At 67.0% G+C, this 23889-nt stretch carries 18 protein-coding genes; 5 read left to right on the top strand and 13 right to left on the bottom strand.

The annotated features are described in order from the left end of the window. Positions 1-35 precede the first annotated feature (35 nt). The 3 genes from ACX17K_RS03190 (at position 36) to ACX17K_RS03180 (ending at position 5843) form a co-directional block, all read left to right on the top strand. Positions 36-1664, top strand: a complete 1629-nt coding sequence (locus tag ACX17K_RS03190; RefSeq protein ID WP_493773664.1) for a 3-(methylthio)propionyl-CoA ligase — start codon at positions 36-38, stop codon at positions 1662-1664. Positions 1665-2072: 408 nt separating this feature from the next. After that, complete coding sequence (locus ACX17K_RS03185) at positions 2073-3929, top strand: methyl-accepting chemotaxis protein (protein WP_493773663.1); 1857 nt, start codon at positions 2073-2075, stop codon at positions 3927-3929. Between the two features lie 90 nt (positions 3930-4019). Continuing rightward, a complete protein-coding gene (locus tag ACX17K_RS03180) occupies positions 4020-5843 on the top strand; it encodes a tetratricopeptide repeat protein (RefSeq protein WP_493773662.1) in 1824 nt (607 codons plus the stop codon). Positions 5844-5881: 38 nt separating this feature from the next. On the opposite strand, the gene ACX17K_RS03175 is transcribed toward ACX17K_RS03180, so the two are convergent. From ACX17K_RS03175 to ACX17K_RS03145, 7 genes are all read right to left on the bottom strand, one after another. Continuing rightward, the gene (locus ACX17K_RS03175; RefSeq protein ID WP_493773661.1) at positions 5882-7264 is read right to left on the bottom strand and encodes an FAD-binding oxidoreductase; all 1383 of its coding nucleotides are present in this window, start codon (positions 7262-7264) and stop codon (positions 5882-5884) included. Further along, entirely contained in the window at positions 7261-7938 is a 678-nt protein-coding gene (locus tag ACX17K_RS03170) for a M15 family metallopeptidase (protein WP_493773660.1), read from the bottom strand. Before ACX17K_RS03170 ends, ACX17K_RS03175 begins: the two co-directional genes overlap by 4 nt. Before the next feature lie 5 nt (positions 7939-7943). Continuing rightward, the gene (locus tag ACX17K_RS03165) at positions 7944-8420 is read right to left on the bottom strand and encodes a cupin domain-containing protein (protein WP_493773659.1); all 477 of its coding nucleotides are present in this window, start codon (positions 8418-8420) and stop codon (positions 7944-7946) included. Positions 8421-8531: 111 nt separating this feature from the next. Then, positions 8532-9155 carry a glutathione S-transferase family protein gene (locus ACX17K_RS03160; protein WP_493773658.1) on the bottom strand — a complete coding sequence of 208 codons (624 nt, stop codon included), beginning with the start codon at positions 9153-9155 and terminating at the stop codon, positions 8532-8534. Then, positions 9152-10645, bottom strand: coding sequence for a sodium:solute symporter family transporter (locus ACX17K_RS03155; RefSeq protein ID WP_493773657.1), 1494 nt, complete (start codon positions 10643-10645; stop codon positions 9152-9154). The genes ACX17K_RS03160 and ACX17K_RS03155 overlap by 4 nt, the downstream gene beginning before the upstream one ends. Next, positions 10642-10851, bottom strand: coding sequence for a hypothetical protein (locus ACX17K_RS03150; protein ID WP_493773656.1), 210 nt, complete (start codon positions 10849-10851; stop codon positions 10642-10644). Before ACX17K_RS03150 ends, ACX17K_RS03155 begins: the two co-directional genes overlap by 4 nt. A 39-nt stretch (positions 10852-10890) precedes the next feature. After that, positions 10891-11331 (bottom strand): GNAT family N-acetyltransferase, encoded by a 441-nt coding sequence (locus tag ACX17K_RS03145; RefSeq protein ID WP_493773655.1) that lies wholly within the window; start codon positions 11329-11331, stop codon positions 10891-10893. 227 nt (positions 11332-11558) lie between these two features. On the opposite strand from ACX17K_RS03145, the gene ACX17K_RS03140 reads away from it, so the two are divergent. Continuing rightward, positions 11559-13529 (top strand): phosphocholine-specific phospholipase C, encoded by a 1971-nt coding sequence (locus ACX17K_RS03140; RefSeq protein ID WP_493773654.1) that lies wholly within the window; start codon positions 11559-11561, stop codon positions 13527-13529. Positions 13530-13571: 42 nt separating this feature from the next. On the opposite strand, the gene ACX17K_RS03135 is transcribed toward ACX17K_RS03140, so the two are convergent. Next, entirely contained in the window at positions 13572-14075 is a 504-nt protein-coding gene (locus ACX17K_RS03135; RefSeq protein WP_493773653.1) for a 2TM domain-containing protein, read from the bottom strand. A 270-nt stretch (positions 14076-14345) separates the two neighbouring features. After that, a complete protein-coding gene (dnaE, locus tag ACX17K_RS03130; RefSeq protein WP_493773652.1) occupies positions 14346-17780 on the bottom strand; it encodes a DNA polymerase III subunit alpha in 3435 nt (1144 codons plus the stop codon). Between the two features lie 138 nt (positions 17781-17918). Here dnaE and ACX17K_RS03125 point away from each other — a divergent pair, with 138 nt between their 5' ends. Next, complete coding sequence (locus ACX17K_RS03125; protein ID WP_343480109.1) at positions 17919-18512, top strand: flavin reductase family protein; 594 nt, start codon at positions 17919-17921, stop codon at positions 18510-18512. A 7-nt stretch (positions 18513-18519) separates the two neighbouring features. Here ACX17K_RS03125 and ACX17K_RS03120 read toward each other — a convergent pair whose 3' ends face one another. The 4 genes from ACX17K_RS03120 to ACX17K_RS03105 all read right to left on the bottom strand — a co-directional run bounded on the left by ACX17K_RS03120 (position 18520) and on the right by ACX17K_RS03105 (position 23786). After that, entirely contained in the window at positions 18520-19428 is a 909-nt protein-coding gene (locus ACX17K_RS03120) for a VirK/YbjX family protein (protein WP_052717600.1), read from the bottom strand. A 124-nt stretch (positions 19429-19552) separates the two neighbouring features. Beyond that, a complete protein-coding gene (locus tag ACX17K_RS03115; protein WP_493773651.1) occupies positions 19553-21184 on the bottom strand; it encodes an ArnT family glycosyltransferase in 1632 nt (543 codons plus the stop codon). Next, positions 21177-21428 (bottom strand): PhaM family polyhydroxyalkanoate granule multifunctional regulatory protein, encoded by a 252-nt coding sequence (locus ACX17K_RS03110; protein WP_493773650.1) that lies wholly within the window; start codon positions 21426-21428, stop codon positions 21177-21179. Before ACX17K_RS03110 ends, ACX17K_RS03115 begins: the two co-directional genes overlap by 8 nt. Before the next feature lie 72 nt (positions 21429-21500). Then, positions 21501-23786 carry an NADP-dependent malic enzyme gene (locus tag ACX17K_RS03105; RefSeq protein WP_493773649.1) on the bottom strand — a complete coding sequence of 762 codons (2286 nt, stop codon included), beginning with the start codon at positions 23784-23786 and terminating at the stop codon, positions 21501-21503. Positions 23787-23889 lie beyond the last annotated feature (103 nt).

The following is a 23889-nucleotide window of genomic DNA, read 5'->3' as shown; positions in this document are numbered from 1 at the left end:
TGCGGATTCCATACCGATAACAGGGGAGATGCGCGATGCTGCGTGGACAGATGATGGACCAGCCTTTGCTGATTGCGGACTTGCTCGCGCATGCCGAGCGCTTCCATGGCGACACCGAGATCGTGTCGCGCACCGTGGAGGGCCCGATCCACCGCTACACCTACCGCGACGCTGCCCGCCGCGCCCGCCAGCTGGCCAACGCGCTGCCGTCGCTGGGCGTGGCGCCGGGCGACCGGGTGGGCACGCTGGCCTGGAACGGCTACCGCCATTTCGAGATCTACTTCGCGGTGTCCGGCAGCGGCGCCGTCTGCCATACCGTCAATCCGCGGCTGTTCCCCGAGCAGATCGCCTGGATCGTCAACCACGCCGAAGACAAGGTGCTGATGTTCGACGCCACCTTCCTGCCGCTGGTCGCGCAGTTGGCCGACCAGCTGAAGAGCGTCGAGCATTTCGTGCTGCTGGCGGCGCGCGCCGATCTGCCGGTCGACAGCGGCATCCCCAATCTGCTCAGCTATGAAGACCTGGTGAACAGCCACAGCGACGTCTACGACTGGCCGCGGCTGGACGAGAACGCCGCCTCCAGCCTGTGCTACACCTCCGGCACCACCGGCAATCCCAAGGGCGTGCTGTATTCGCACCGCTCCACCGTGCTGCACGCCTTCGGCAGCTCGCTGCCGGACAGTTTCGACATCTCCGCGCGCGCGGTGGTGATGCCGGTGGTGCCGATGTTCCACGCCAATGCCTGGGGCCTGCCTTACAGCTGCGCGATGAACGGCAGCAAGCTGGTGCTGCCGGGACCGAAGCTGGACGGCGCCAGCCTGCAGAGCCTGATCGCCGGGGAAGGCATCACCTCCACCGTCGGCGTGCCTACGGTCTGGCTGCAGCTGTTGCAATATTGCCAGCGCGAAAACCTGCCGCTCGCGCCCTTGAAGCGGGTGATCGCCGGCGGCTCGGCGGTGCCGGAAAGCATGATCGAGCAGCTGGCCGAGCGCGGCATCGAGCTGCGCCAGCTGTGGGGCATGACCGAGCTGTCGCCGTTCGGCACCACCAGCACGCCCAAGCTCAAGCACGAAGGCCTGCGAGGACGGGAGCTGAACGCGCTGCTGACCAAGCAGGGCCGGCCGGCGTTCGGCGTGGACATCCGCATCGTCGACGACGCCGGCCTGCCGCTGCCGCATGACGGCGTGTCCTTCGGCAATCTGCAGGCGCGCGGGCCGTGGGTGCTGTCGCAGTACTTCAAGCGCGAGCTGGACGCCAACCACAGCGCCGACGGCTGGTTCCACACCGGCGACGTGGTGACCATCGATCCGGACGGCTACATGCGCATCACCGACCGCACCAAGGACGTGATCAAGTCCGGCGGCGAATGGATCAGCTCAATCGATCTCGAGAACATTCTGGTCGGCCATCCGGCGGTGGCCGAGGCGGCGGCGATCGCCGTGCCGCATCCCAAGTGGGACGAGCGGCCGTTGATGGTGGTGACGCTGAAGCCGGGCGCGCGGGCGACGCGCGAGGAGCTGCTGGCCTACTTCGACGGCAAGATCGCCAAATGGTGGACGCCGAACGACGTCGCCTTCGTCGACGAACTGCCGCACACCGCCACAGGCAAGCTGCTGAAGATGAAGCTGCGCGAGCAGTTCCGCGATTACCGCTGGCCCGAATAATGAAAATTGGATGAATTGCTCTAAAGTGCTGGATTTTCGTAGAGCAATTACGCTAGAATGCCGGCTGCACTGAGAACCGCAAGGTTTTGAGGTGTTAGCCCCTCGAAATATCGCGCTGGCCGAGGCCGGTCCGATGTTTCTTCCTCGTGTTGACCCCTGCCGCATTGCCGCAGGGGTGTTTTTTTGCCCATTCCTTCCCGTTATTCACATCGACTGACATCGTCATTGCACCTATCATATTGTGAAAACGGCATGAGCTTGATCAAGCGTCGGCGCGCCTGCTTGGTTTAGCGTATCCATCCGGCTTTCCAATAAATTACAACCAGTCTGCCGAGGAAATGACCGGCTTTCGCCCAGGCTATACAGCGTAGAAATGAAGGGAATGCGATGAAATCACTTCGGAGTCGATTGATAGCGTTCAATGCCCTGTTGATGGCGTTGTTCGGCCTGGTCCTGGTGACCATAGTTTTCACGCAGATGCGATCGGAAATCCTGGAAGGGCTGGACAACGAATTCGCCGCCAGCCTGAAGGGGCAAAGCTCGGTGGTGACCACCTGGCTGGGCGAGAAGAAGCAGCAGATCGTCGCCCAGACCGCGGTGGCGGGCGAGGCCGACGCGATGCGCTTCCTCAAGGTGGGCACCAAGGCCGGCGGCTTCAACGTCAACTATGCCGGCTACGCCGACGGCCGCACGCTGTTCTCCGACGACTGGGTGGCCCCGGCCGACTACAAGGTGGCCGACCGCGACTGGTACAAGCAGGCCCAGGCCTCAGGCCAGCCCGTCGTCACCGACCCCTATGTCGACGAGGCCACCAAGAAGCTGACGGTCACCATCTCCGCGCCGTTCAACCACAACGGCGCTTTCGCCGGCGTGGTCGGCGGCGACGTGATGGTGGACACGCTGGTGAAATCGGTGCTGTCGCTGAAGGTGCGCGGCAACGGCTACGCCTTCATCATCGACAAGAAGGGCACCGTCATCGCCCACCCGCAGGCGGACCTGACGCTGAAGCCCATCACCAGCGTGGTGCCGGCGCTGACGCCCGACCGCCTCGCGCAACTGGTGCAGAACGACAAGGCGTCCGACGTCGACATCGGCGGCAGGAGCATGCTGATCGCGGCGCAGGCCATCCCCAGCACCAACTGGATCCTGGCGCTGGTGTCGGACCGGGACGAGATCCTGGCCCCGCTGCACACCTTGCTGTACACCATCGGCGGGCTGACGCTGCTGGTGTTCGCGCTGATGATCCCGTTCGCCAGCCTGGTGATCGGCAAGATGCTGGCCGGCCTGGTGCGGCTGAAGGCGGCGATGGAGGACATCGCCCGCGGCCAGGGCGACCTGACGCTGCGGCTGAAGGACGACGGCCAGGACGAAATCGCGGCCACCGCGCGCGCGTTCAACACCTTTGTCGGCCAGCTGGGCCACCTGTTCCGCGGCTTGAAGGGCGATGCCGCCGGCGTGGTCGGCGGGGTGAAGGACGCCAGCCAGCTGGTGGCCGACGTCGCGCAGAGCTCGCGCCATATCTCCGACGTGTCCTCGTCCAACGCGGCCACGCTGGAGCAGATCACCGTCTCCATCTCCCATATCGCCGACAGCGCGCGCCAGGCCGACGACCTGGCCAGCGCCACCGGGCAGAACCTGGCCGCCAGCGCCGACAATATGCAGCGGCTGTCGTCCGGCATGGAAAACACCGTGCAGTCGGTGCGCGGGCTGGAAGAGATGCTGTCCTCGCTGGACAAGCGCTCGCAGGAAATCTCCGGCATCACCAACGTGATCCGCGACATCGCCGACCAGACCAACCTGCTGGCGCTGAACGCGGCGATCGAGGCCGCGCGCGCCGGCGAGCAGGGCCGCGGCTTCGCCGTGGTGGCCGACGAGGTGCGCAAGCTGGCCGAGCGCACCGCGCAGGCGACGCTGGAAATCTCCAATATGGTGGGCGCGATCCGCGAGGAGACCGGCCGCGCGGTCGGCGACGTCAACTCCACGGTGCAGGCGGTGGACGAGGGCGTCGGCCTGACCCGCGAGGCGGTGGACAATATCGCCGCCATCCGCGCCTCGATGCTGGAGGTGGTGGCCAAGATGAGCGAAATCTCCAACTCCACCCAGGAGCAGCACAAGGCCACCACGTTGATCGCGCAAAGCTCCGAGGCGATCAACGGCCATGTGCTGGAAAACGACGACGTGCTGCAGAACGTCAGCAGCACCCTGCAGGGCCTGGCCGGCAACGCCGGCAAGATGGACGCCGAGTTCAACAAGTTCCGGCTGTAACAGCCGGCTCCGCCATCGCGAACGCCGCCTTGCCAGGCGGCGTTTTTGCGTCGATGATCCGAAGCAACTTTTCCGATCGGCGGACGCAAGATGACCCCGCTTTCTCCCGAGACCCTGCTCGCCGCCCGGCTGCTGGCCGAAGGCGATCTGGCCGGCGCGCTGCGCGCGGCGCAGGACGGCCTGCGGCTTGAGCCCGGCAACGCGCCGTTGTGGAATCTGCTGGGCGTGTGCGCGGCCCGGCTGGCGCAGCCTCCTCTGGCCGAGCAATGCTGGCGCCAGGCGCTGGCGTTGGACCCGGCCGCGCCGGACGCGCATTACAACCTGGGCTGCCTGCGGGCGGAGCAGGGCGACGCGGCGCAGGCCGAGGCCCATTACCGCGCCGAACTGGCGCGCGACCCCGGGCATCCATCCAGCCTGGGCAATCTGGGCAATCTGCTGCAGGACGCCGGCCGGCTGGCCGAGGCCGAGGCTTGTTTCCGCCGCCGGCTATCCTCCCAGCCCGGCGCGGCCGCCCATTACCAACTGGGCCGGCTGCTGGCCGAGCAGGGCCGGAACGGCGAGGCCGAGGGGCATCTGTACGCCTGCCTGGACGAGGCGCCTGACGATGCCGAGGCGCTGCAGCTGCTGGGGCGGCTGCTGGAGGAGGGGGGAGAGGCTGGGAAGGCCGAAGCCATGCTGCGGCGCGCGCTGGAGTCGGCGCCGGGCCATGTCGTCGCCGGCAACAATCTGGGTTTGTTGCTGATGGCCCAGCGACGATGGGACGAGGCGGAGCGGCATTTGCGGGCCGCCCACGCGGCGGCGCCCGGCGCGGCGCTGGCCAATCTGGCCTCGCTGCTGCTCGCCACCGGCCGCGCGGCGGAGGCGGAAGCCCTGGCGCGGCAGGCGCTGGCGGCCGAGCCCGGCCGAGCCGACTGGCTGAACCTGCTGGGACTGGCCTTGCGCGAAGAAGGCCGGGACGGCGAGGCCGGCCAGGCTTGGGAGCAGGGGCTGGCATCGGCGCCGGAGCACCGCCGGTTGCGGCAGAACCTGGGCTATCTGCAACTGGCGCGCGGCGATTGGGCGGCAGGTTGGGCCCATCACGAGGCGAGGCTGGAAGCGGCCGCCTATCCCGTCATGCCGTCGCCGCGCTGGCAGGGCGAGAGCCTGGCGGGGCGACGGCTGCTGGTGTTGTTCGAGCAGGGCTACGGCGACGCCATCCAGTTCAGCCGCTATCTGAATCCGCTGCTCGAACAGGGCGCGGCGCGTGTCATCGCGCTATGCCGAGAGCCGCTGCTGATGCTGTTCCGCCGGCAATGGCCGCTGGTGGAATGGCAGGCGATGGCCGGCGCTTATCCGGCCGACTTTCCGCCGCATGATTGCCATGTTTTTTCCATGAGCCTGCCCTGGGTCTTGCGCGATTTCGAGCCGCGCGCGGAAACCTATCTGCAGGCCGATCCGGCGCTGCGGCAGGCGTGGCGGAAGCGCTTGCCGGCCGGCCGCAATATCGGCCTGGTCTGGCGCGGCCGCGCCGAGCATCCGTTCGACCATTGCCGTTCGCTGCCGGGGCCGGAGGTCTTGCTGCCGCAATTGGCGGATCGCGGCGTCAACTGGCTTTCGCTGCAGCCGGCGCCGAGCGGCGCGGAACGGGCATGGCTGGCGGAAAACGGCGTGGCGGAGCTGGGTTCCGGCTTGATGGACTTCGCCGATAGCGCGTCGCTGCTGGCCGAGCTGGACGGCCTGGTCGCCGTGGACACGGCGATGGCGCACCTGGCCGGCGCGCTGGGCGCGCCTTGCCGGCTGTTGTTGGCCGGAGAGCATGTGGATTGGCGCTGGGGCGTCGATGGCGCGGCGACGCCGTGGTATCGGACGCTGACGCTGGAGAGGCGGCGGCGCGGGGAGGAGTGGGAAGACGCTATCGGCCGCTTGGCGATCTGAATCGTCGCCATCTCCTCCCGCGGAGAGAGGGAGCGGGTTTACAACCACTTGCCCGGATTCATCAGCCCGTCCGGGTCCAGCGCGGTTTTGATGGTCCGCATCAGTTCCAGCGCCAGCGGGTCCTTGTAGCGGGCCAGCCAGTCCTTTTTCAACTGGCCGACGCCGTGCTCGGCCGCCAGCGTGCCGCCCAGCCGGTAGACGTGGTCGTAGACGATGGCGTTGACCGCGTCCTCATCGTCGAACAGGTCGGCGTTGCCGGGGCGGGTGAAGCTGACGTTGTAGTGTAGATTGCCGTCGCCGGCGTGGCCGAAGGCGACGATGCGCGCGCCGGGGAAGGCCTGCTCCAGATCCGCCGCGCAATCGCGGACCAGCCGCGGCAGCGCCGAGGTGGGCACCGCGATGTCGTGCTTGATGCTGGGGCCATCCTTGCGCTGGCTTTCCGATATCTCCTCGCGCAGCGTCCACAGCTTGCGCCGTTCGGTCTCGTTCTGCGCCACCACGCCGTCGGCCATCGTCTGGGCGGACAGCCATTCCACCAGCGCGTCATTGAGCGGCGCCGGATCGCCGCCGTCGGACAGCTCGATCAAAATCAGCCACGGCGCGGTGAACGGCATCAGCGACGGATGGTGGCGCTGCAGCACTTGCTGGCAGTTGGCGTCGATCACCTCGAAGGCGGTCAGGCGGTCGCCGAAGCGATCGCGCAGCCGGTTCAGCCAGGCTATCGCCGTCTCGATGTCTTCTACGCCGACCATCGCGGTGGCGTGGGCGCTGGGCAGCGGGTACAGCTTCAGCGTGGCGGCGGTGATCAGGCCCAGCTGGCCTTCCGCGCCGATGAACAGCTGCTTCAGGTCCAGGCCGGTGGTGTCCTTGCGCAGGCCCTGCAGCTGGCTCAGCACCCGTCCGTCCGGCAGCACCGCCTCCAGTCCCAGCGTCAGCTCGCGCATGGTGCCGTAGCGCAGCACCGCCACGCCGCCGGCGTTGGTGGACAGGTTGCCGCCGATCTGGCAGGTCCCTTGTGAGGCAAGCGACAGCGGAAACAGGCGGCCGGCGGCTTCTGCCGCCTGCTGCGCCTCCAGCAGCGTGACGCCGGCTTCGACGGTCAGCGCGTTGTTGTCGGTGTCGACATGGCGGATGGTGTTCAGGCGGCGCAGCGCGAGCACCAGCTGCCGGCCGCTGCCGTCCGGCGTCGCCGCGCCGCAGGTGGAGGTGTTGCCGCCTTGGGGCACGATGGCCACCTTGTGCGCGCGGCACAGCTTGACCACCTCGGAGACTTCCGCGGTAGCGCCTGGCCGCGCCACGGCCAGCGGCGCGCCCTGGTAGCGGCGGCGCCAGTCCAGCGTGAACGGCGCGGTGTCGGCGTCGGCGGTCAGAACGTGTTGCGGGCCGACGATGGCGGCCAGTTGCTGCAGGAAGTCGTTCATGCGGACTCCAGAAAGCTTTCGTCGACGGCGGCGTACAGCGCGGCCGGCGCGCCGCTGACGGCGGCCCAATAGCGGTCGCCGTACGACCAGTGCCACCACTCGGACGGATAGTTGACGAAGCCGGCATCCCGCATCGCTCGGATCAGGATGCGCCGGTTGGCGCGGGCGGATTCGGAAATGGCGGGGCTGTCGGTGTAGCAGGCGCCGCCGGACGCTTCGCTGTCGGCGTTGAATGGACAGCCCATGTCCAGCTCCGCGCCGCTTGCGTCGGTCAGCGTCACATCCAGCGCCGCGCCGGTGGGATGGGGCGCGACAGCCGGCGGCGCGACGTAAAGGCTGGCTTCGCGCAGCAAGGCCGCCTCATCCAGTTCCGGCCTCAGGCTACGCAGACGGGCTAGGTGCTCGTCGTAGGAGCGCTGCTGGCACGCCAGCGGGCGGTAGGCTTCCTTGACATAAAAGCGCAGGCCGTCCGGGAGCCGGCGGGTGGCGTCGCGCAGCCGCTCGGCCACCGCGCGGCGGGCCTTCAGAAAATGCGGGCTGCGGCTGGATATCTGGCCGCGGCTGAGATCCACCGCCCAGTCCGGATAAGCGGCCAGGTCGACGAAGGGCTCGGCATGGCCGGCGACGGGAATGTCCAGCAAGGACGGATCGGCTAGCGTCAACATCTTGTCCATCGGCTTTAGAACGGTCCGTCGCTGTCGCGCAGCTTGTCCGGCAGGCCGTCGTGGCCGCCGTCCGGCCGCGCTGGCGCGGCGGCCCAGTGCAGCTTGCCGATGGCGGCGTTGCGTGCCGGGTGGCGTGGATAGTGGACCTGGTTGTCGGCGCGGGTGGCGTCGCCGACCACCAGCAGGCGGACGGCTTGCTCGGTGTTGTTGATCACGGTGTGGGCCTGGCCGTCTCCGGCCTTGAAGCCGACGGAGTCCCCCGGTTGCAGCCGGTGCAGCGTGCCGTCCAGCCACAAGTCTGGCTCGCCTTCCAGCACATGGATGAATTCGTCTTCGGTGCTTTCGGCATGGGGCCAGCTGGTGCGCTGGCCGGGCTCAAGCCGCTCGTGGTGGATGCCCAGCCGGGCAAAACCGTAATGGCGGCCCAGCGGCGCGCCGTGAGCCAGGTTCTCCTGGCTGTCCGGATAACGGCTGGGTTCGGTTTTTTCCAATTCTCGCCAATGGCGGATACAGGAGGGTCGGCTCATCTGGGGGGCTCTCTATTTCTCTGTGTTTGTCCAATCGCCGCGGCGCAGGTCTATCGCCTGCTGGCGCCGGGCGCCTTATTCCGGAATGTCCGGCGACATCATTTCGTCAGGATGCTGCCAGCCCGGTTGGGCGGCGATCCGGGCGAGCCAGGCCTGGACATTGGGCCAATCGGCGATGGCCAGGCCGGCGTCGGACAGCCACCACAGGTAGCCGCTGAGCGACACGTCGGCGATGCTGACCTGATCGCCGGCCAGATAGCGGCGCTCGGCCAGCTCGGTTTCCAGCACCGCCAGATCGGCGCGCAGCCGCGTTTCCAGCCAGGTTTCCACCGCCGGTTCGTAGTGGGCGATCAGGCGCGAGTAGCGCAGATTGGGCAGCGACAGGCCCAGGCGGTTGGTTTCCCAGTTCAGCCATTCGCGCACGCGCTGCCGCTCGCCCAGGGCGCCGCCCAACGCGCCGTAGCTGTCGGCCAGCCATTGCAGTATCGCGTTGGACTGGCACAGCGGCACGCCGTCGGCCACCAGCACCGGCACCTCGCCGAAGCGGCTGGCGGCGCGGAAGTCTTCCGGGCGCTCGTCGCGCGGCAGCGAGATGTCGACGTGGACGTAGTCGTGGGAGATGTCGGCCAGCATCAGCGCCAGCCGCACCTTGTAGCTGTGGCCGGAGTAGCGGTTGCCGTACAGGATTAGCGTGCTCATTGCGTTTTCTTTCTCGGATTCGTTGATTGGTCCGGCCGGCGCGATCCCAGCCACGCCGCGGCGAAGGCCAGCGGCAGCGAGAACAGCGCCGGGTTGGAATAGGGAAACAGCGGCTTGGCGTGGCCCAGCGCGGCCACCCAGACCGCCGGGCCGCAGACGATCAGCGCGAGCGAGCCGACGATGCCGGCCGCACCGCCCCAGACCACGCCGCGGGCGGTTAGGCCGCGCCAATGCAGGCTGAGCAGCAGCAGCGGGAAATTGGCGGAGGCGGCGATGGCGAAGGCCAGGCCCATCATCAGCGCGATGTTCAGTTGCTGGAACACGGTGGACAGCAGCATCGCCGCCAGGCCCAGGCCCAGCGTGGCCAGCCGCGACACCTTGAGCTCGCGGCGCGGATCGGCCTGGCCGCGCTTCAGCCAGCTGGCGTACAGGTCGTGGCTGACCGTGCTGGCGCCGGCCAGCATCAGGCCGGCCACCACCGCCAGGATGGTGGCGAAGGCCACCGCCGCCACCGCGGCGCGGGCGAAGTCGCCGCCCAGCAGCTCGGCCAGATGCAGCGCCGCCATATTGCCGCCGCCTATCAGCTTGCCGTCGACGGCGTGGAATTGCGGATCGGGGCCGATCAGCGTCATCGCGCCATAGCCGATGAGCAGATTGAGCAGGAAGAAAGCGGCCACCAGCCAGGTGGCGATGGTCACCGAGCGGCGCGCGGCGCGCGCGTCGGCCACGGTGAAGAAGCGCATCAGCACGTGGGGCAGGCCCAGCAGGCCCAGGCTCAGCCCCAGGCCCAGCGACAGGACCTCCACCGGATCGGCCAGCGCCTGGCTCGGCAGGAAGGCGGCCGAGCCGCGCAGCGCGTCGGCGGCGGCGAACAACGCGGCGGGGCTGCCGCCGTAGCGCGCCATCACGCCGGCAGCCAGCAGCAGCGCGCAGACGAACAGCAAGCTGGCCTTGCTGATCTGCACCCAGGTGGCGGCCAGCATGCCGCCCAGCGCCACGTAGGCCATCATCAGCGCGCCCACCAGGCCGACAGCGGCCAGATAGGGCAGGCCGAACAGCAGCTCGATCAGCTTGCCGGCTCCCACCAGCTGCACGATCAGATAGCACAGCGTCACTGTCAGCGAGCTGGCGATGCTGACCAGGCGCACGCCGGCGTGGTCGAAGCGCTGGCTGAGCACGCCGGCCACCGTGTAGCGGCCTTGCTTGCGCAGCGGCCCGGCCAGCAACAACAACAGCAGCGGCCAGCCGGCCAGCGTGCCGACCGCGTAGGCCAGCGAGTCGTAGCCCTGGCCCAGATACATGCCGGCGGCGCCGAGGAAGGCGGCGGCGGACAGGTAGTCGCCGGCCAGCGCCAAGCCGTTCTGCCAGGCGGGCAGGCGGCCGCCTGCGGTGTAGAAGTCATTGAGGGAGGCGGTGCGGCGGCGGGCGGCGGCGGTCAGGCCCAGGGTCAGCAGCGTCAGCGCCAGGAACAGCAGCTGCGACGCGCTCATGCGTCCTCCCCGTCGCCGACGCGGCTGTACAGCGTGGATACCAGGCACAGCAGCAGGATCACCGCCAGCGCCAGCAGGATGGACAGCGGCAGGCCGGCGACACAGCCGGACAGCCAGTCCGGGCGCAGCGCCAGGACCAGGAAATAGCCGAGGCAGGCGGCCAGGGTGAGGGCGACCAGCAGGCGCTGGAGCAATGCGGACTTCATCGGCGCTTCAATCGGGCAAAAGCGCCAGTGTAGCGCATGTCAGCCGGGTTGCCACTCCAGCAGCAAGCGGGCCTCGCCGGGGCCGAAGTAGTCGGCCTCGGCACCGATCTCGGCGAAACCCAGCTTGCGGTACAGCGCCGCCGCCGGATTGGCCGGATCCACGGTCAGGCGGATGCTGCGCGCGCGCGGCTTCATCGCCTGCAGCGCCGCCTGCATCAACGCCTTGCCGGCGCCGCGGCCGCGGCAGGATGGCAGCAGCGCCAGCGACAGCAGCCACAGCTCGTCCGGCCGCTGGGACGGCGCGCCCAGCGCGTAGCCTGCCGGCGCGCCGGTCTCGTCTTCGGCCAGCCAGAACCAGTCCGGCCACAGGTCCAGCGCCTGGCGGAAAAAGAAGTCGGGGTAGACGTGGCTGCCGAACACCGCCTGCTCGATGGCGAACACGGCGGGAAGGTCGGACAGTCGGGCCTGGCGTAGCTGCATGAGCGGGCATCCTGCTTGGGTGTGGCGAGCGGGCAAGGTTAATCGATGCGCGCCCGATGGGAAAGGGGCGCGGAGAGGGCGGGGCCTCCCGCTGTCCCGTCTGCCAGCGGCGCCTCGCCGATTACCGCCGGCTGTTCTTTAATCAAGCCATCACATTGCATGAGCACACTGCGCGCTTGGCCTGGCTTGCCAGGGTCATGAATCCAGAAAATTTACGGAGCGTTGTCATGAGCGAGATGTCACGTCGTGAGTTTCTCAAGTTGTCGGCCGCCGGCATGGCCGCCGGCGCGCTGCCGCCGGGGCTGGCCGCCGCGATGGCGATACGTCCGGCCGGGCGCAGCCTGTCGGCGGTGAAGCATGTGGTGGTGTTCATGCAGGAAAACCGGTCCTTCGACCATTACTTCGGCGCGCTGGGCGGCGCGCGCGGCTTCGGCGACCGCAGCGCGCTGCAGTTGCGCAACGGCAGCAGCGTGTTCCGCCAGCCCAATCTGTCCAACGGTGAATACCCGTTCCGGCTGGACACCAGCCGCACCAACGCCCAGTACCTGACCGATCTGGACCACTCCTGGACCGGCACCCACGCCGCCTGGAACCAGGGCAAGTACGATGGCTGGATCGCGGCCAAGAGCAGCCTGACCATGGGCTATTTCTCCCGCGCCGACATCCCCTACCACTACGCGCTGGCCGACGCCTTCACGCTGTGCGACCACTATTTCTGTTCGGTGCAGGGGCCGACCAATCCCAACCGCCTCTACCTGTGGAGCGGCATGGTGGACCCGGCCGGCAAGAACGGCGGACCGGTGATAGACAACAGCGAGAAGGGCTACAGCTGGACCACCTATCCGGAGCGGCTGCAGTCGGCCGGCGTCAGCTGGAAGGTGTACCAGGTGCTGGGCGACAACTACGACGACAACGCGTTGGCCTGGTTCAACCAGTACCGCAGCGCCAAGCCGGGCAATCCGCTATGCGACCGCGGCATGAGCTCGGTGCCCAAGGTCAGCGGCAACTCGGTGCAGGACCTGGTGGCCGCCATCCGCAACGACGCAGTCAACGGCACGCTGCCGCAGGTGTCGTGGATCGTCGCGCCGGAAGCGTATTCCGAGCACCCGAGCGCGCCGCCTGCCGCCGGCGCCTATCTGCTGGACCGCGTGCTGCAGGCGCTGACCGCCAATCCGGACGTGTGGGCGTCCACCGTGCTGCTGCTCAATTACGACGAGAACGACGGCTTGTTCGACCACATGCCGCCGCCGGTGCCGCCGGCCGGCACCGCCGCCGAATTCATCGGCGGCAAGCCCATCGGCCTGGGGCCGCGGGTGCCGATGCTGGTGCTGTCGCCGTGGAGCCGCGGCGGCCATGTCTGCTCGCAGGTGTTCGACCACACCTCGGTGATCCGCTTCCTGGAAACCTGGACCGGGGTGCAGGAGCCGAACATCTCGGCCTGGCGCCGGCAGATCTGCGGCGATCTCTCTAGCGCGCTGGATTTCTCCAACCGCAACCCCAGCGTGCCGACTTTCCCCGATACCGCGGCTTTGCTGACCCAGGCGCAGCAGAGCAAGAGCTGGCCGGCGCCGACCGCGCCGGTGCCGGGCCAGATGCCGCTGCCGGAAGGCGGCCGCCGCCCGGCGCGGGCGCTGCCTTACCAGTGCAACGGCTACGGCAGCACCGATGTCGCTGGCGGCATCTTCTGGACGCACATGCAGAACGGCGGCAGCCAGGCCGTCCATTATTCGATCTACGCCAACCAGTACCGCAGCGACGGCCCGTGGCAGTACGACGTGCCGGCCGGCGGCGATATCAAGGATTATTTCCACGCCCAGACCTATGGCGGCGGGTTCTACGACCTGACGATGTATGGTCCCAACGGTTTCCTGCGCCGCTTCGTCGGCAATCTCCGCAGCGCGGCCGGGGTGCTGGAGGCGGTGGGCACGGCGTCGGTGGTGGCGGGCGTGCCGCAACTGACGCTGCAGCTGAGCAACGGCGGCAAGTCGCCGGTGACTTTCCAGGTCAGCGGCAACGGCTATGGCGGCTCCGCGCCGCAGCAAGTCAGCGTGGCGGGCGGCGGCAGCCAGATACTGAGCTGGAATCTGTCCGGCGTTTACGGCTGGTACGACTTTACCGTCAGTTGCACCAACGACGCCAATTTCCTGCGCCGCCTGGTCGGCCACGTGGAAACCGGCGCCGCCAGCGTCACCGGCTGAGCGGCGTCCAGGCCTGGCGGGCGCCGCTCAGGCGTCCGCTTGTCAGGACGACAGCTTGCGGCCCAGCCGCTTCTCGACCTGCCGCTTCTCCCATTCCGGGCCCAGGATGGGCAGCAGCTCGAAAGTGTTGACCGCCTGCAGCAGCAGGCCTATGCCCCAACCCAGCGCCGGCCAGACCACCCATAGTTGGTGCGGCGAGGTCAGCAGGTTGACGGCGGCCAGCAGCGCCATCACCAGCGCGTATTGCGCCAGGTGGCGGTAAAAGCGCTTGAGGCGGTTCACGTGTTGCAGCGCCAGCATTTCTTCCAGTTCGCGGGAGGCGACGGGCGCGGAGGCGCTGTCGGGGGCGGTCAAGTCGGTCATGGCGGGCTCCTGGTTCAGTTCCGAGAAATCGATCTCGAACACGGAGGCCAGCGACTTCAGCGACTCGACGCTGGCGCCCTGGCCGCGTTCGATGCGCTGGACGGTGCGCACGCTCAGACCGCTCAGATCAGCCAGTTGTTGTTGCGACCAGCCGCGTTGCAGCCTCAGTTTCTGTATCAGCATAAAACCTCCGTTCGATCACTGGACGCAGTGTGGCGGCGCTGCGGGCAAGAGACAACGACAGCGGGGCGACAGACAGGCGACAGCGGCACGCCAATGCCCGCCAGGCTTGGGTTTCCAGTTGACGCCGGCCAGGGGCGGCGCCCGCGTTTCAGGCGCTCATCGGCATGATAGGGACAGGGAGCGGCCGCTGGCAAGGCGGCGCGCCGGAATGAAAAACGCCGCCGTTCGAGCGAACGGCGGCGCGGGAAGAGGCGGCTTGGCGCCGGGGCCTCACCACAGCACTCTGACCTTGCCTTCTCCCAGCCACTCGGTCAGCGCCAGCAGCAGGCCGTCGTCCAGGCGCACGCCCCATTCCTGCGGCAGCATCAGTTCGCCCTTGGCCTTGCCGTTGTTGTAGGCCAGCCGCACCAGGCTGCCGGCGTCCTGGCTCTTGAACGGATGCAATTCTGCCTTCAGGCGGGCGATGTCGGGCTTGGCCGGCAGCTGCAGCGCCAGGCCGCGGGCGTAGCGGCTGCGCGCCTCGCCCAGGCTGTGCAGCTTGTCGACGATGATGCGCAGGCCGCCGGAGAAGCTGTCCTCGCTGACCTTGCCTTCCACCACCAGCACCACGTCTTCCTTCAGCTTGTCGCGGTTCAGCTCGAAGCTTTCGGCGAACAAGCTGACTTCCAGCTTGGCGGTGCCGTCGTCCAGCTGGACGAAGGCCATCTTGCCGCGGTTGCCCACCTTGACCCGGATGCCGGTGACGAAGCCGGCCAGCAGCTGCGGCTCCTTGCGCGGGCTGAGGCGCGACAGCGTGGTCTTGATGAAGCCGCGCACTTCTTTCTCGTAAGAGGAGAACGGGTGGTCGGACAGGTAGAAGCCGATCGCCAGCTTTTCCTCGGCCAGCTTGACCGCGTCGCTCCACGGCCGGGTGGCCACCATTTCCACCGCCGGCGCGACGTCGTCGCCGAACATGTCGAACAGGCCGCCCTGGTTGGCGTTGGCGTGTTCCTGCTCGGCGGCTTCCATCGCCAGGCCGACGTTGGCGAACAACAACGCGCGGTTGGGTTCGATGGCGTCGAAGGCGCCGGCGCGGATCAGCGCCTCGATCACCCGCTTGTTGACCAGCTTCTTGTCGGTTCGCTTGCAGAAGTCGAACAGGTCGGTGAACGGTCCGCCGGCTTCGCGCGCCTCTACGATGTGGTTGACCGCCGATTCGCCGGTGCCCTTGATCGCGCCCAGCGCGTAGCGGATTTGCTTGCGGTTGACCGGCACGAAGCGGTAGAAGCCGTGATTGACGTCCGGCGGCAGGAAATCGATGCCGTTCTTGCTGTCCTGGCAGTCGTCGTAGAACACCTTCAGCTGGTCGGTGTTGTCCAATTCGGTGGACATCGTCGCCGCCATGTAGGCCGCGCAGTGGTGGGCCTTCAGCCAGGCGGTGTGGTAGGCCACCAGCGCGTAGGCGGCGGCGTGCGACTTGTTGAAGCCGTAGCCGGCGAACTTCTCCATGTAGTCGAAGATTTCGTTGGCCTTGGATTCCGGAATGGCCTGCTTGTCGGCGCCTTCCACGAACATGGCGCGCTGCGCCACCATTTCCTCGACCTTCTTCTTGCCCATCGCGCGGCGCAGCAAGTCGGCGCCGCCCAAGCTATAGCCGCCGATCACCTGGGCCGACTGCATCACCTGCTCCTGGTACACCATGATGCCGTAGGTCGGCGCCAGCACCGGCTCCAACAGCGGGTGCAGGTACTCGAACTTGGCGCCGTGCATCCGCTGGATGAAGTCCGGGATCAGGTCCATCGGGCCCGGGCGGTACAAGGCCACGAAGGCGATAATTTCCTCGAACTTGCTGGGCTTGGCCTCCACCAGCATCTTTTTCATGCCGGTGGACTCGAACTGGAACACGGCGGTGGTGTTGGCGGTGGCGAACACCTTGTATGCCGGCTTGTCGTCCAGCGGCAGGTGGGCGACGTCCACGTCCTCGCCGGTGGTGTCCTTGATGTACTTTTGCGCCAGCTCGATGATGGTCAGGTTGCGCAGGCCCAGGAAGTCGAACTTCACCAGCCCGATCTGCTCGACGTCGTCCTTGTCGAACTGCGAGACGGGCGAGGCGCCGTCGCCGCTGGCGATGTACAGCGGGCAGAAGTCGGTCAGCTTGCCCGGCGCGATCAAGACGCCGCCGGCGTGCATGCCGATGCCGCGGGTCAGGTCTTCCAGCGTCATCGCCAGTTCGATCAGCTCGCCCGCGCCCTCGCTCTCGATGATCTCGCCGATCTGCGGCTCCACCTCCATCGCCTTGGTCAGGCTGAGGGGCTTGTTGGCCTCGAGCGGAATCAGCTTGGATAGGCGGTCGCACAGGCCGAAGGGCAGGTCCAGCACCCGGCCGACGTCGCGGATCACCGACTTGGACGACATGGTGCCGAAGGTGGCGATCTGGCTCACCGCCTCCTCGCCGTATTTGCGGCGGGTGTACTCGATCACCCGCCAGCGGTTTTCCTGGCAGAAGTCGACGTCGAAGTCGGGCATGGACACCCGCTCCGGGTTCAGGAAGCGTTCGAACAGCAGCGCGTACTTCAGCGGGTCCAGATCGGTGATGGACAGGCTGTAGGCCACCAGCGAGCCAGCGCCGGAACCCCGGCCCGGGCCCACCGGGCAGCCGTTGGCCTTGCCCCACTGGATAAAGTCCGCCACGATCAGGAAGTAGCCGGGGAAGCCCATCTGGATGATGGTGTCGCACTCGAACTTCAGCCGCGCGTCGTATTCCGGGCGCTTTTCCAGGCGTTCCGCCTCGTCCGGGTACAGCTGCTTCAGCCGGTCTTCCAGGCCGCGCTGGGCTTCGTGGACCAGGAAGTCGTCCAGCGACATGCCGTCCGGCGTCGGGAACAGCGGCAGGTAGTTCTTGCCCAGCACCACCGAGATATTGCAGCGCTTGGCGATTTCGACCGTGTTGGCCAGCGCTTCCGGGATATCGGCGAAGCGGGCTTCCATTTCTTCGGCGCTGAGGAAGTACTGGCATTCGTTGAAGCTGCGCGGCCGGCGCTTGTCGCCCAGGGTGTAGCCTTCGGCGATGCACACCCGCGCCTCGTGCGCCTTGAAGTCTTCCTTCTCCATGAACTGGATCGGGTGGGTGGCGACCACCGGCAGCTCCAGCTCGCCGGCCAGCCACAGCGTGGCCTGCACCACGTTTTCCACCTGGGCGCTGTCCACGCGCTGGATTTCCAGATAGAACGCGCCCGGGAACAGCTTTTCCCAGTATTCCGCGCGGCGCCGCGCTTCGTCGCGCTGGCCCATGGACAAGGCGATGCCGACGTCGCCCAGGTGGGCGCCGGACAGGCACAGCAGATTGCTGTTGTCGCCGGACTCCAGCCATGCGCGCTTGATCTCGGCGCGGCCGCGGTACTGGTTGTGGCTGAACGCCTCGGTCAGCAGTTCGCACAGGCGGCGGTAGCCCTCGCGGTTCTTCGCCGTCAGCAGCAAACGGTAAGGTTTGTCCCGGTCTTCCTCGTTCTCCAGCCAGATGTCGGCCGACACGATGGGCTTGATGCCCTTGTTGCGGCAGCTCTTGTAGAACTTGACCATGCCGAACAGATTCATCAGGTCGGACGCGCCGAGCGCGGGCATCTGTTCCTTGACGGCGCGCTTGACCGCGTCGTCGAGGCGGACGATGCCGTCGGTGATGGAAAACTCCGAGTGGAGGCGAAGATGGACAAAGCGGGGTGCGTTCATCCCGGCATTTTAACGGCTGGCGCTGTGGCAAACCAGTTGAATCGCCGACAAAAAGCGGCTGGTGCGGCGGCGGTCATGCACATTAGAATGTTGGCATTCGAAGTCTGACGCAGGTGAAAGAACGAGATGGAGTTCAATGTGCAGCAATTGGAACGGACGAATCTGTATCAGCTGCTGGTGGGGTGCGTGTTGCCGCGCCCCATCGCCTGGGTCAGCACTCAGGATTTGAAAGGCGTGTGCAATCTGGCGCCGTTTTCCTTCTTCAACGTGATGAGCGTCAATCCGCCGCTTCTGGGCATCAGCATCCTGAAGCAGGCGCCGGAGCGGGACAAGGACACGCTGGCCAATATCCGCCTGACCGGAGAGCTGGTGGTCAACATCGTCAGCCAGCCGCTGGCGGCGGCGATGAACGCCAGCTGCGGCGCCTACCCGGCCGACATCGACGAGTTCGAGCTGGCCGGCGTGGCCAAGATGGACAGCGTGACGGTCAAGCCGCCGGGCGTGGCCGAGGCGCCGGTGCGGCTGGAGTGCGCGCTGCACCAGTGCCTGACTTTCGGCCATGGCAGCGGCGCCGGCAATCTGGTGCTGGCCGAGGTGAAATACATCCATGTCGCCGAGGGCCTGTGGCGCGACGGCGCGATAGACGAGCGGGCCTTGCAGGCGGTGGGCAAGCTGGGCGGCAACCGCTACAGCCTGGCCGAGGAGGCGTTCACGCTGGAGCGCCCGGCCTGATCCCGAGTCAGATCGCGGCCAAGGTCTGGGCGGAGAGGTCGTCCAGCAGGTTGTAGCGGCGCTGGTATTCCGAGCGTTTCTTGCTGGCGATGTCGGTCATCGCCTTGCGCGGCAGCGTCAGCGGGATGCGGTAGAAGCGCTGCTTGTCGTCCGCGGCTTCGGCTTCCATGGTTTGCCAGAAGCTGTCGTAGTCGGCGAAGAAATGGCGGCGGTAGCGCCAGGAGCTGTAAATGTGCTCGTGGTTGCCGACGGCCAGAATCTCATCGGCGCCGATCTTGCGCGCCAGCGCGGTCAGCGCTTCCATCGCCAGCCGTTTCGGGAACAGGCCATGGGCGGCTTTGGTCGCCAGCTGCACCTGTTCCGCGCCATAGGGTTTGCGCGGGCCCTGCAGGCCGCCGATCACCATCGCCATCTTGTCGCCGCGGCGGGTGAGCGTGAAGGTCAGCGTGGCCAGCGGCACTTGCTCGGCGTCGCAAACCTGCAGCGACATTTCCCCTTCCTTGTCGAAATTGTGCTGATGCGTGAGCAGCAGCAGCAGGCGGCAGTCATTCTTGCCGGCGATATCGGCCAGGCGCAGCGGCGCGCTGGACAGCAACTGGGCGCGGGTGTCGGCGGAGAAGCGCTGCTCCAGCAGCTGGTAGTGCGCGCATAGCGCCTCCAGCTTGCCGCGGCATCCCAGCGAGCGGTACAGGTAGGGGCGATGGAGCTTGCTGGCCAGCCGTGGATTGCGGCGCAGATAGGTCAATAGCGTCTGCGACTGGCGGAAGGTATCCAGCCAGCGCAGCGTCCACGGCAGCGTCAGCATGCCGCGGAAGACGAATTTGAAGCGGTTCTTGCCTTGATCGAAACCGTCGCGCCGGGAGAACTCACCCGTCGCCAGCGACCAGAACAAATCCACGGAGTTTGTGACAGTCATGCAATACCTCATCCTTGGGAATGTCAGGATAAGATAAATTTGCACAAGAATTTGTTAATAGTTATGTGGGACAGTGTGACGGAATGTGACGCAGGATAGCGCTGTCATGATGAAAAATGCCAATTTACCTCAGGCTATACAAGCGGAAGCGTTCCTTGTGGTCGCCCGGCCGCTGGAAAACATAGGCGGGATACAATTTGTCGTAGGGCGGCGGCACCTGGTCGTGCAAGGTTTGCAGCAGCAGCCAGCGGCAGCCGCCGGCGCCGCCGGTGGTTTCCAGGCGCTGGGTGAGCAGTCCGGCATAGTATTCCAGCAAGGCGCGCTGGGGCTCGCCCAGGCCCAGGCTGGCGACGCAGTCGCCGGGCCGGATCAGCGCCGCAGGTCCGGGTTTCAGCGCGGCGAAGGCTTCGCGGTAGCGCATGCCGTGGTCCAGCGCCGGCAGCCATAGCGTGGCCATGCCGCACCAGAGCAGGGTCAGGCCCACGCTCCAGCGCCAGATCAGGCGATAGCCGTCGGCCAGCGGTTGCCGCCAGCACCAGGCGAGCAGCGCCGCCGCGGCGGCGAACAGCAGCCAGCGCCCGGGCTGGAACTGCGGCGTCCAGCCATGGAAGCGCCGGCCCAGCCATTCCCGCGCGGGATGGATGTCCAGGGGGAAGCTCAGCGCGGCGGCGCAGAGCAGCATATAGGCGGTCAGCGCGCACAGCAGCAGCGCCAGCGCGATGTTGAGCCAGCGCGGGGGGCGGCCTAGGCCGCGCAGTCCCGCCACGGCCAGCAGCGCCAGCGGCGGCAACAGCGGCAGCGCGTACAGTTCGCGGGCGTCTGCCGCCGAGGCCAGCACCGCCAGCGTACAGCCGGACACCGCCAGCGGCGGCAGGATGGCGGGCCAGTCTTGCCGCGCGCGCGCGGCGCGCCATAGCGCGAACAGCGCCAGCGGCCAGGTCGGCAGCGCGTACCAAGGCAGGGTCAGTCCATAGAAGCCGCGCGCGGCGCGCGGTCCCAGATGGACGGTGCCGCGGAAACGGCCGAAATTATTGGCGTCCAGCCAGAGGTGAAACAGCCCGGGGCTGCGCTGGTACAGGCTGGCCATCCACCACAGCGGCAGCGGCAGCGAGGCGGCCAGCGCGATGGCCAGCGTTTTCAGGTAGGCGGGCTGGCGGTAGTCGCGTTGCGCGAGCAGCGCCAGCGCGGCGGCGCCTAGGCAACCGGGGCCGAGCAGACCCTTGCTGAGGAAGGCGATGGCGGCCCCGGCGCCCAGCATCAGCCCGGCGGATAGCGGGCGGATCAACGCCAGGCTCAATCCCGCCAACCCCCAGCAGAAGCCGGCCAGCAAGGCGGTGTCGGTGATCAGCTGATGGGCGCGCAGCGGCAGGCCGACGGTGCCGATCAACAGCACTAGCGCCCAGCGGCCATATCCGGGGCCGAACAGGCCGCGCGCGGCGGTGGCCAGCCCCAGCCAGGCGATCAGGTTCCAGCAGCCGGCGGCCAGCCGGGCGGCGTCGGGCGCGCCCAGCCAGCCCTCGAACAGACGCATGGTCCAGGCGGCGCTGATGAAAAACAGCGGCGGCTTTTCCATGAAGGGTTCGCCGGCCAGCGTGGGCACCACCCAGTCGCCGCTGGCGGCGATATGGCGCACCAGGCCGAAGGTATAAGCTTCGTCGGGTTTCCAGGGTTCGTGGCCGATCAGGCCCGGCAGCAGCCACAACAGGCACAGCGCGAAAAGCGGCGCCCAGCGCAGCGGAGCCGGCCGCTCAGCCAATGGGCGGATCTTTCGGCCGCATCGAGTGCAAGGCGGCTTTCTGCATCTCCAGCGCCTTGATCTGCATCGCCAGCACGCCCATGTTCATGGTCAGCCAGCCTTCCACCACTTTCAGCTCGGCCAGTTTGCGGTCGATTTCCTCTTCCGACATCGGCGGCAGGAAGGCCTGCATGCCGGGCGGCGTGGCTTGTTGCCAGAATTGGCGGAACAGGGCGAACGGGTCGTTGTGGTTGTCTTGGCTCATCGACATATTCCTGCAATGAAAAACGGGCAAGCGATGCTTGCCCGTTCAGTATAAGACGCTTGAGACGCCGGATCAGCCCTGTTGTACGGCAACCTGAGCGTCGACCGAGGCCAGCGCCACCATGTTGACGATGCGGCGCACCGACGAGATCGGGGTCAGGATGTGCGCCGGTTTGGCCATGCCCATCAGGATCGGGCCGATGGTCACGCCGTCGGACGCCGACACGCGCAGCAGGTTGTAGCTGATGTTGGCGGCTTCCACGTTCGGCATGATCAACAGGTTGGCCGAGCCCTTCAGCGTGGAATCCGGCATCGCCTGTTGGCGGATGCTTTCCACCAGCGCGGCGTCGCCCTGCATTTCGCCGTCGATTTCCAGTTCCGGCTGAGCTTCGCGGATCAGGTCGAAGGCGGCGCGCATCTTCTGCGCCGACGCGGTGTTCAGCGCGCCGAAGCTGGAGTTGGACAGCAGCGCGGCCTTCGGCTGGATGCCGAAGCGCTGGATGGACTCGGAGGCCATCTTGGTGATGGCTGCCAGTTGCTCGGCGCCCGGTTCGGCGTTGACGTAGGTGTCGGTGATGAAGATGTTGCCGGTCGGCAGGATCAGCGCGTTCATCGCGCCGGCCACCTTGTCTTCATTGGCGTAGCCCAGCACGTTCTCCAGAATGTCGAAGTGCTGGCGGTACGGGCCGTAGGTGCCGCAGATCAGCGCGTCGGCGTCGCCGCGGCGCACCATCATCGCGCCGATCAGCGTGGTATTGCCGATCACGCGGCGGCGAGCCTGTTCCTGCGACACGCCCTTGCGCTTCATCAGCTGGTAGTAATCCTGCCAGTAGGTGTTGAAGCGCGGGTCGGACTCGTTGTTGACCAGTTCGAAGTCGACGCCCGGGCGCAGTTTCAGGCCCAGTTTTTCGATGCGCTTCTCGATCACGCTGGGGCGGCCCACCAGAATCGGCTTGGCCAGGCCCTGGGTGACGATTTCCTGGGTGGCGTGCAGCACGCGCTCGTCCTCGCCCTCGGTCATCACCACGCGCTTCGGATCCTTCTTGGCCTGGGCGAACACCGGCTTCATGAACAAGTTGGTCTTGTACACGAACTGGGCCAGCTGGTCGGCGTAGGCGTCGAAGTCTTCGATCGGACGGGTGGCGACGCCGGAATCCATCGCGGCCTTGGCCACGGCGGGGGCGATCTTGACGATCAGGCGCGGGTCGAACGGTTTCGGAATCACGTATTCCGGACCGAAGGACAGCTCCTGGTCGCCGTAGGCGGTGGCCACCACGTCGTTCTGTTCGGCCATCGCCAGGTCGGCGATCGCGCGCACGGTGGCCAGCTTCATCTCTTCATTGATGGTGGTGGCGCCCACGTCCAGCGCGCCGCGGAAGATGAAGGGGAAGCACAGCACGTTGTTGACCTGGTTCGGGAAGTCCGAACGGCCGGTGCCGATGATGGCGTCCGGACGCACTTCCTTGACCAGCGGCGGCAGGATTTCCGGCTCCGGGTTGGCCATCGCCAGGATCAGCGGGTCGCGGGCCATGGACTTGACCATGTCTTGCGACACCAGGCGCGGGCCGGACAGGCCCATGAAGATGTCGGAGCCGACCATCGCGTCGGCCAGCTTGCGCCAGCCGTTGTCCTTGATGGCGTAACGCAGCTTGGACTCGTCCAGCTTCTCGTCGCGGCCGATGAAGACCACGCCCTTGGAGTCGCAGATGGTGATGTTTTCGCGCTTCACGCCCAGGGCCACCAGCAGGTCCAGGCAGGCGATGGCGGCGGCGCCGGCGCCGGAGGCCACCACGCGCACTTCGCCGATTTCCTTCTTCACCAGGCGCAGGCCGTTCAGCACCGCGGCGGCGGCCACGATGGCGGTGCCGTGCTGGTCGTCGTGGAACACCGGAATGCCCATGCGCTCGCGGCACTTCTTCTCGATGTAGAAGCACTCCGGCGCCTTGATGTCTTCCAGGTTGATGCCGCCGAAGGTCGGTTCCAGCGAGCAGATGATGTCCACCAGCTTGTCAGGATCCAGCTCGTTGACTTCGATGTCGAACACGTCGATGCCGGCGAATTTTTTGAACAATACGCCCTTGCCTTCCATCACCGGCTTGCTGGCCAGCGCGCCGATGTTGCCCAGGCCCAGCACCGCGGTGCCGTTGGAGATCACGGCCACCAGGTTGCCGCGCGCGGTGTACTTGTAGGCGTTGAGCGGGTCTTCGACGATGGCGTCGCACGGGGCGGCCACGCCGGGGGAGTAGGCCAGTGCCAGATCGCGCTGGGTGGTCAGCGGCTTGGTCGGGGCAACCTGAATCTTGCCCGGTGTCGGGAACTGGTGAAACTCCAGTGCGCTTTGGCGCAATTGCTCGTCCATTCGCAGGCTCCTGATTGAGAGATGTTCTTTTATGTTGGTAAGGGAGAATCAGCCTCGCATTATAAGACTTATGCCAGGCCCGGGCTATGCCGTGTCGGACAAA

This window comes from Chromobacterium sp. INPA-IVC (assembly GCF_059047085.1).
Note: the sequence above shows the minus strand (reverse complement) of the source record. Positions and strands in the feature narration are given on the sequence as shown.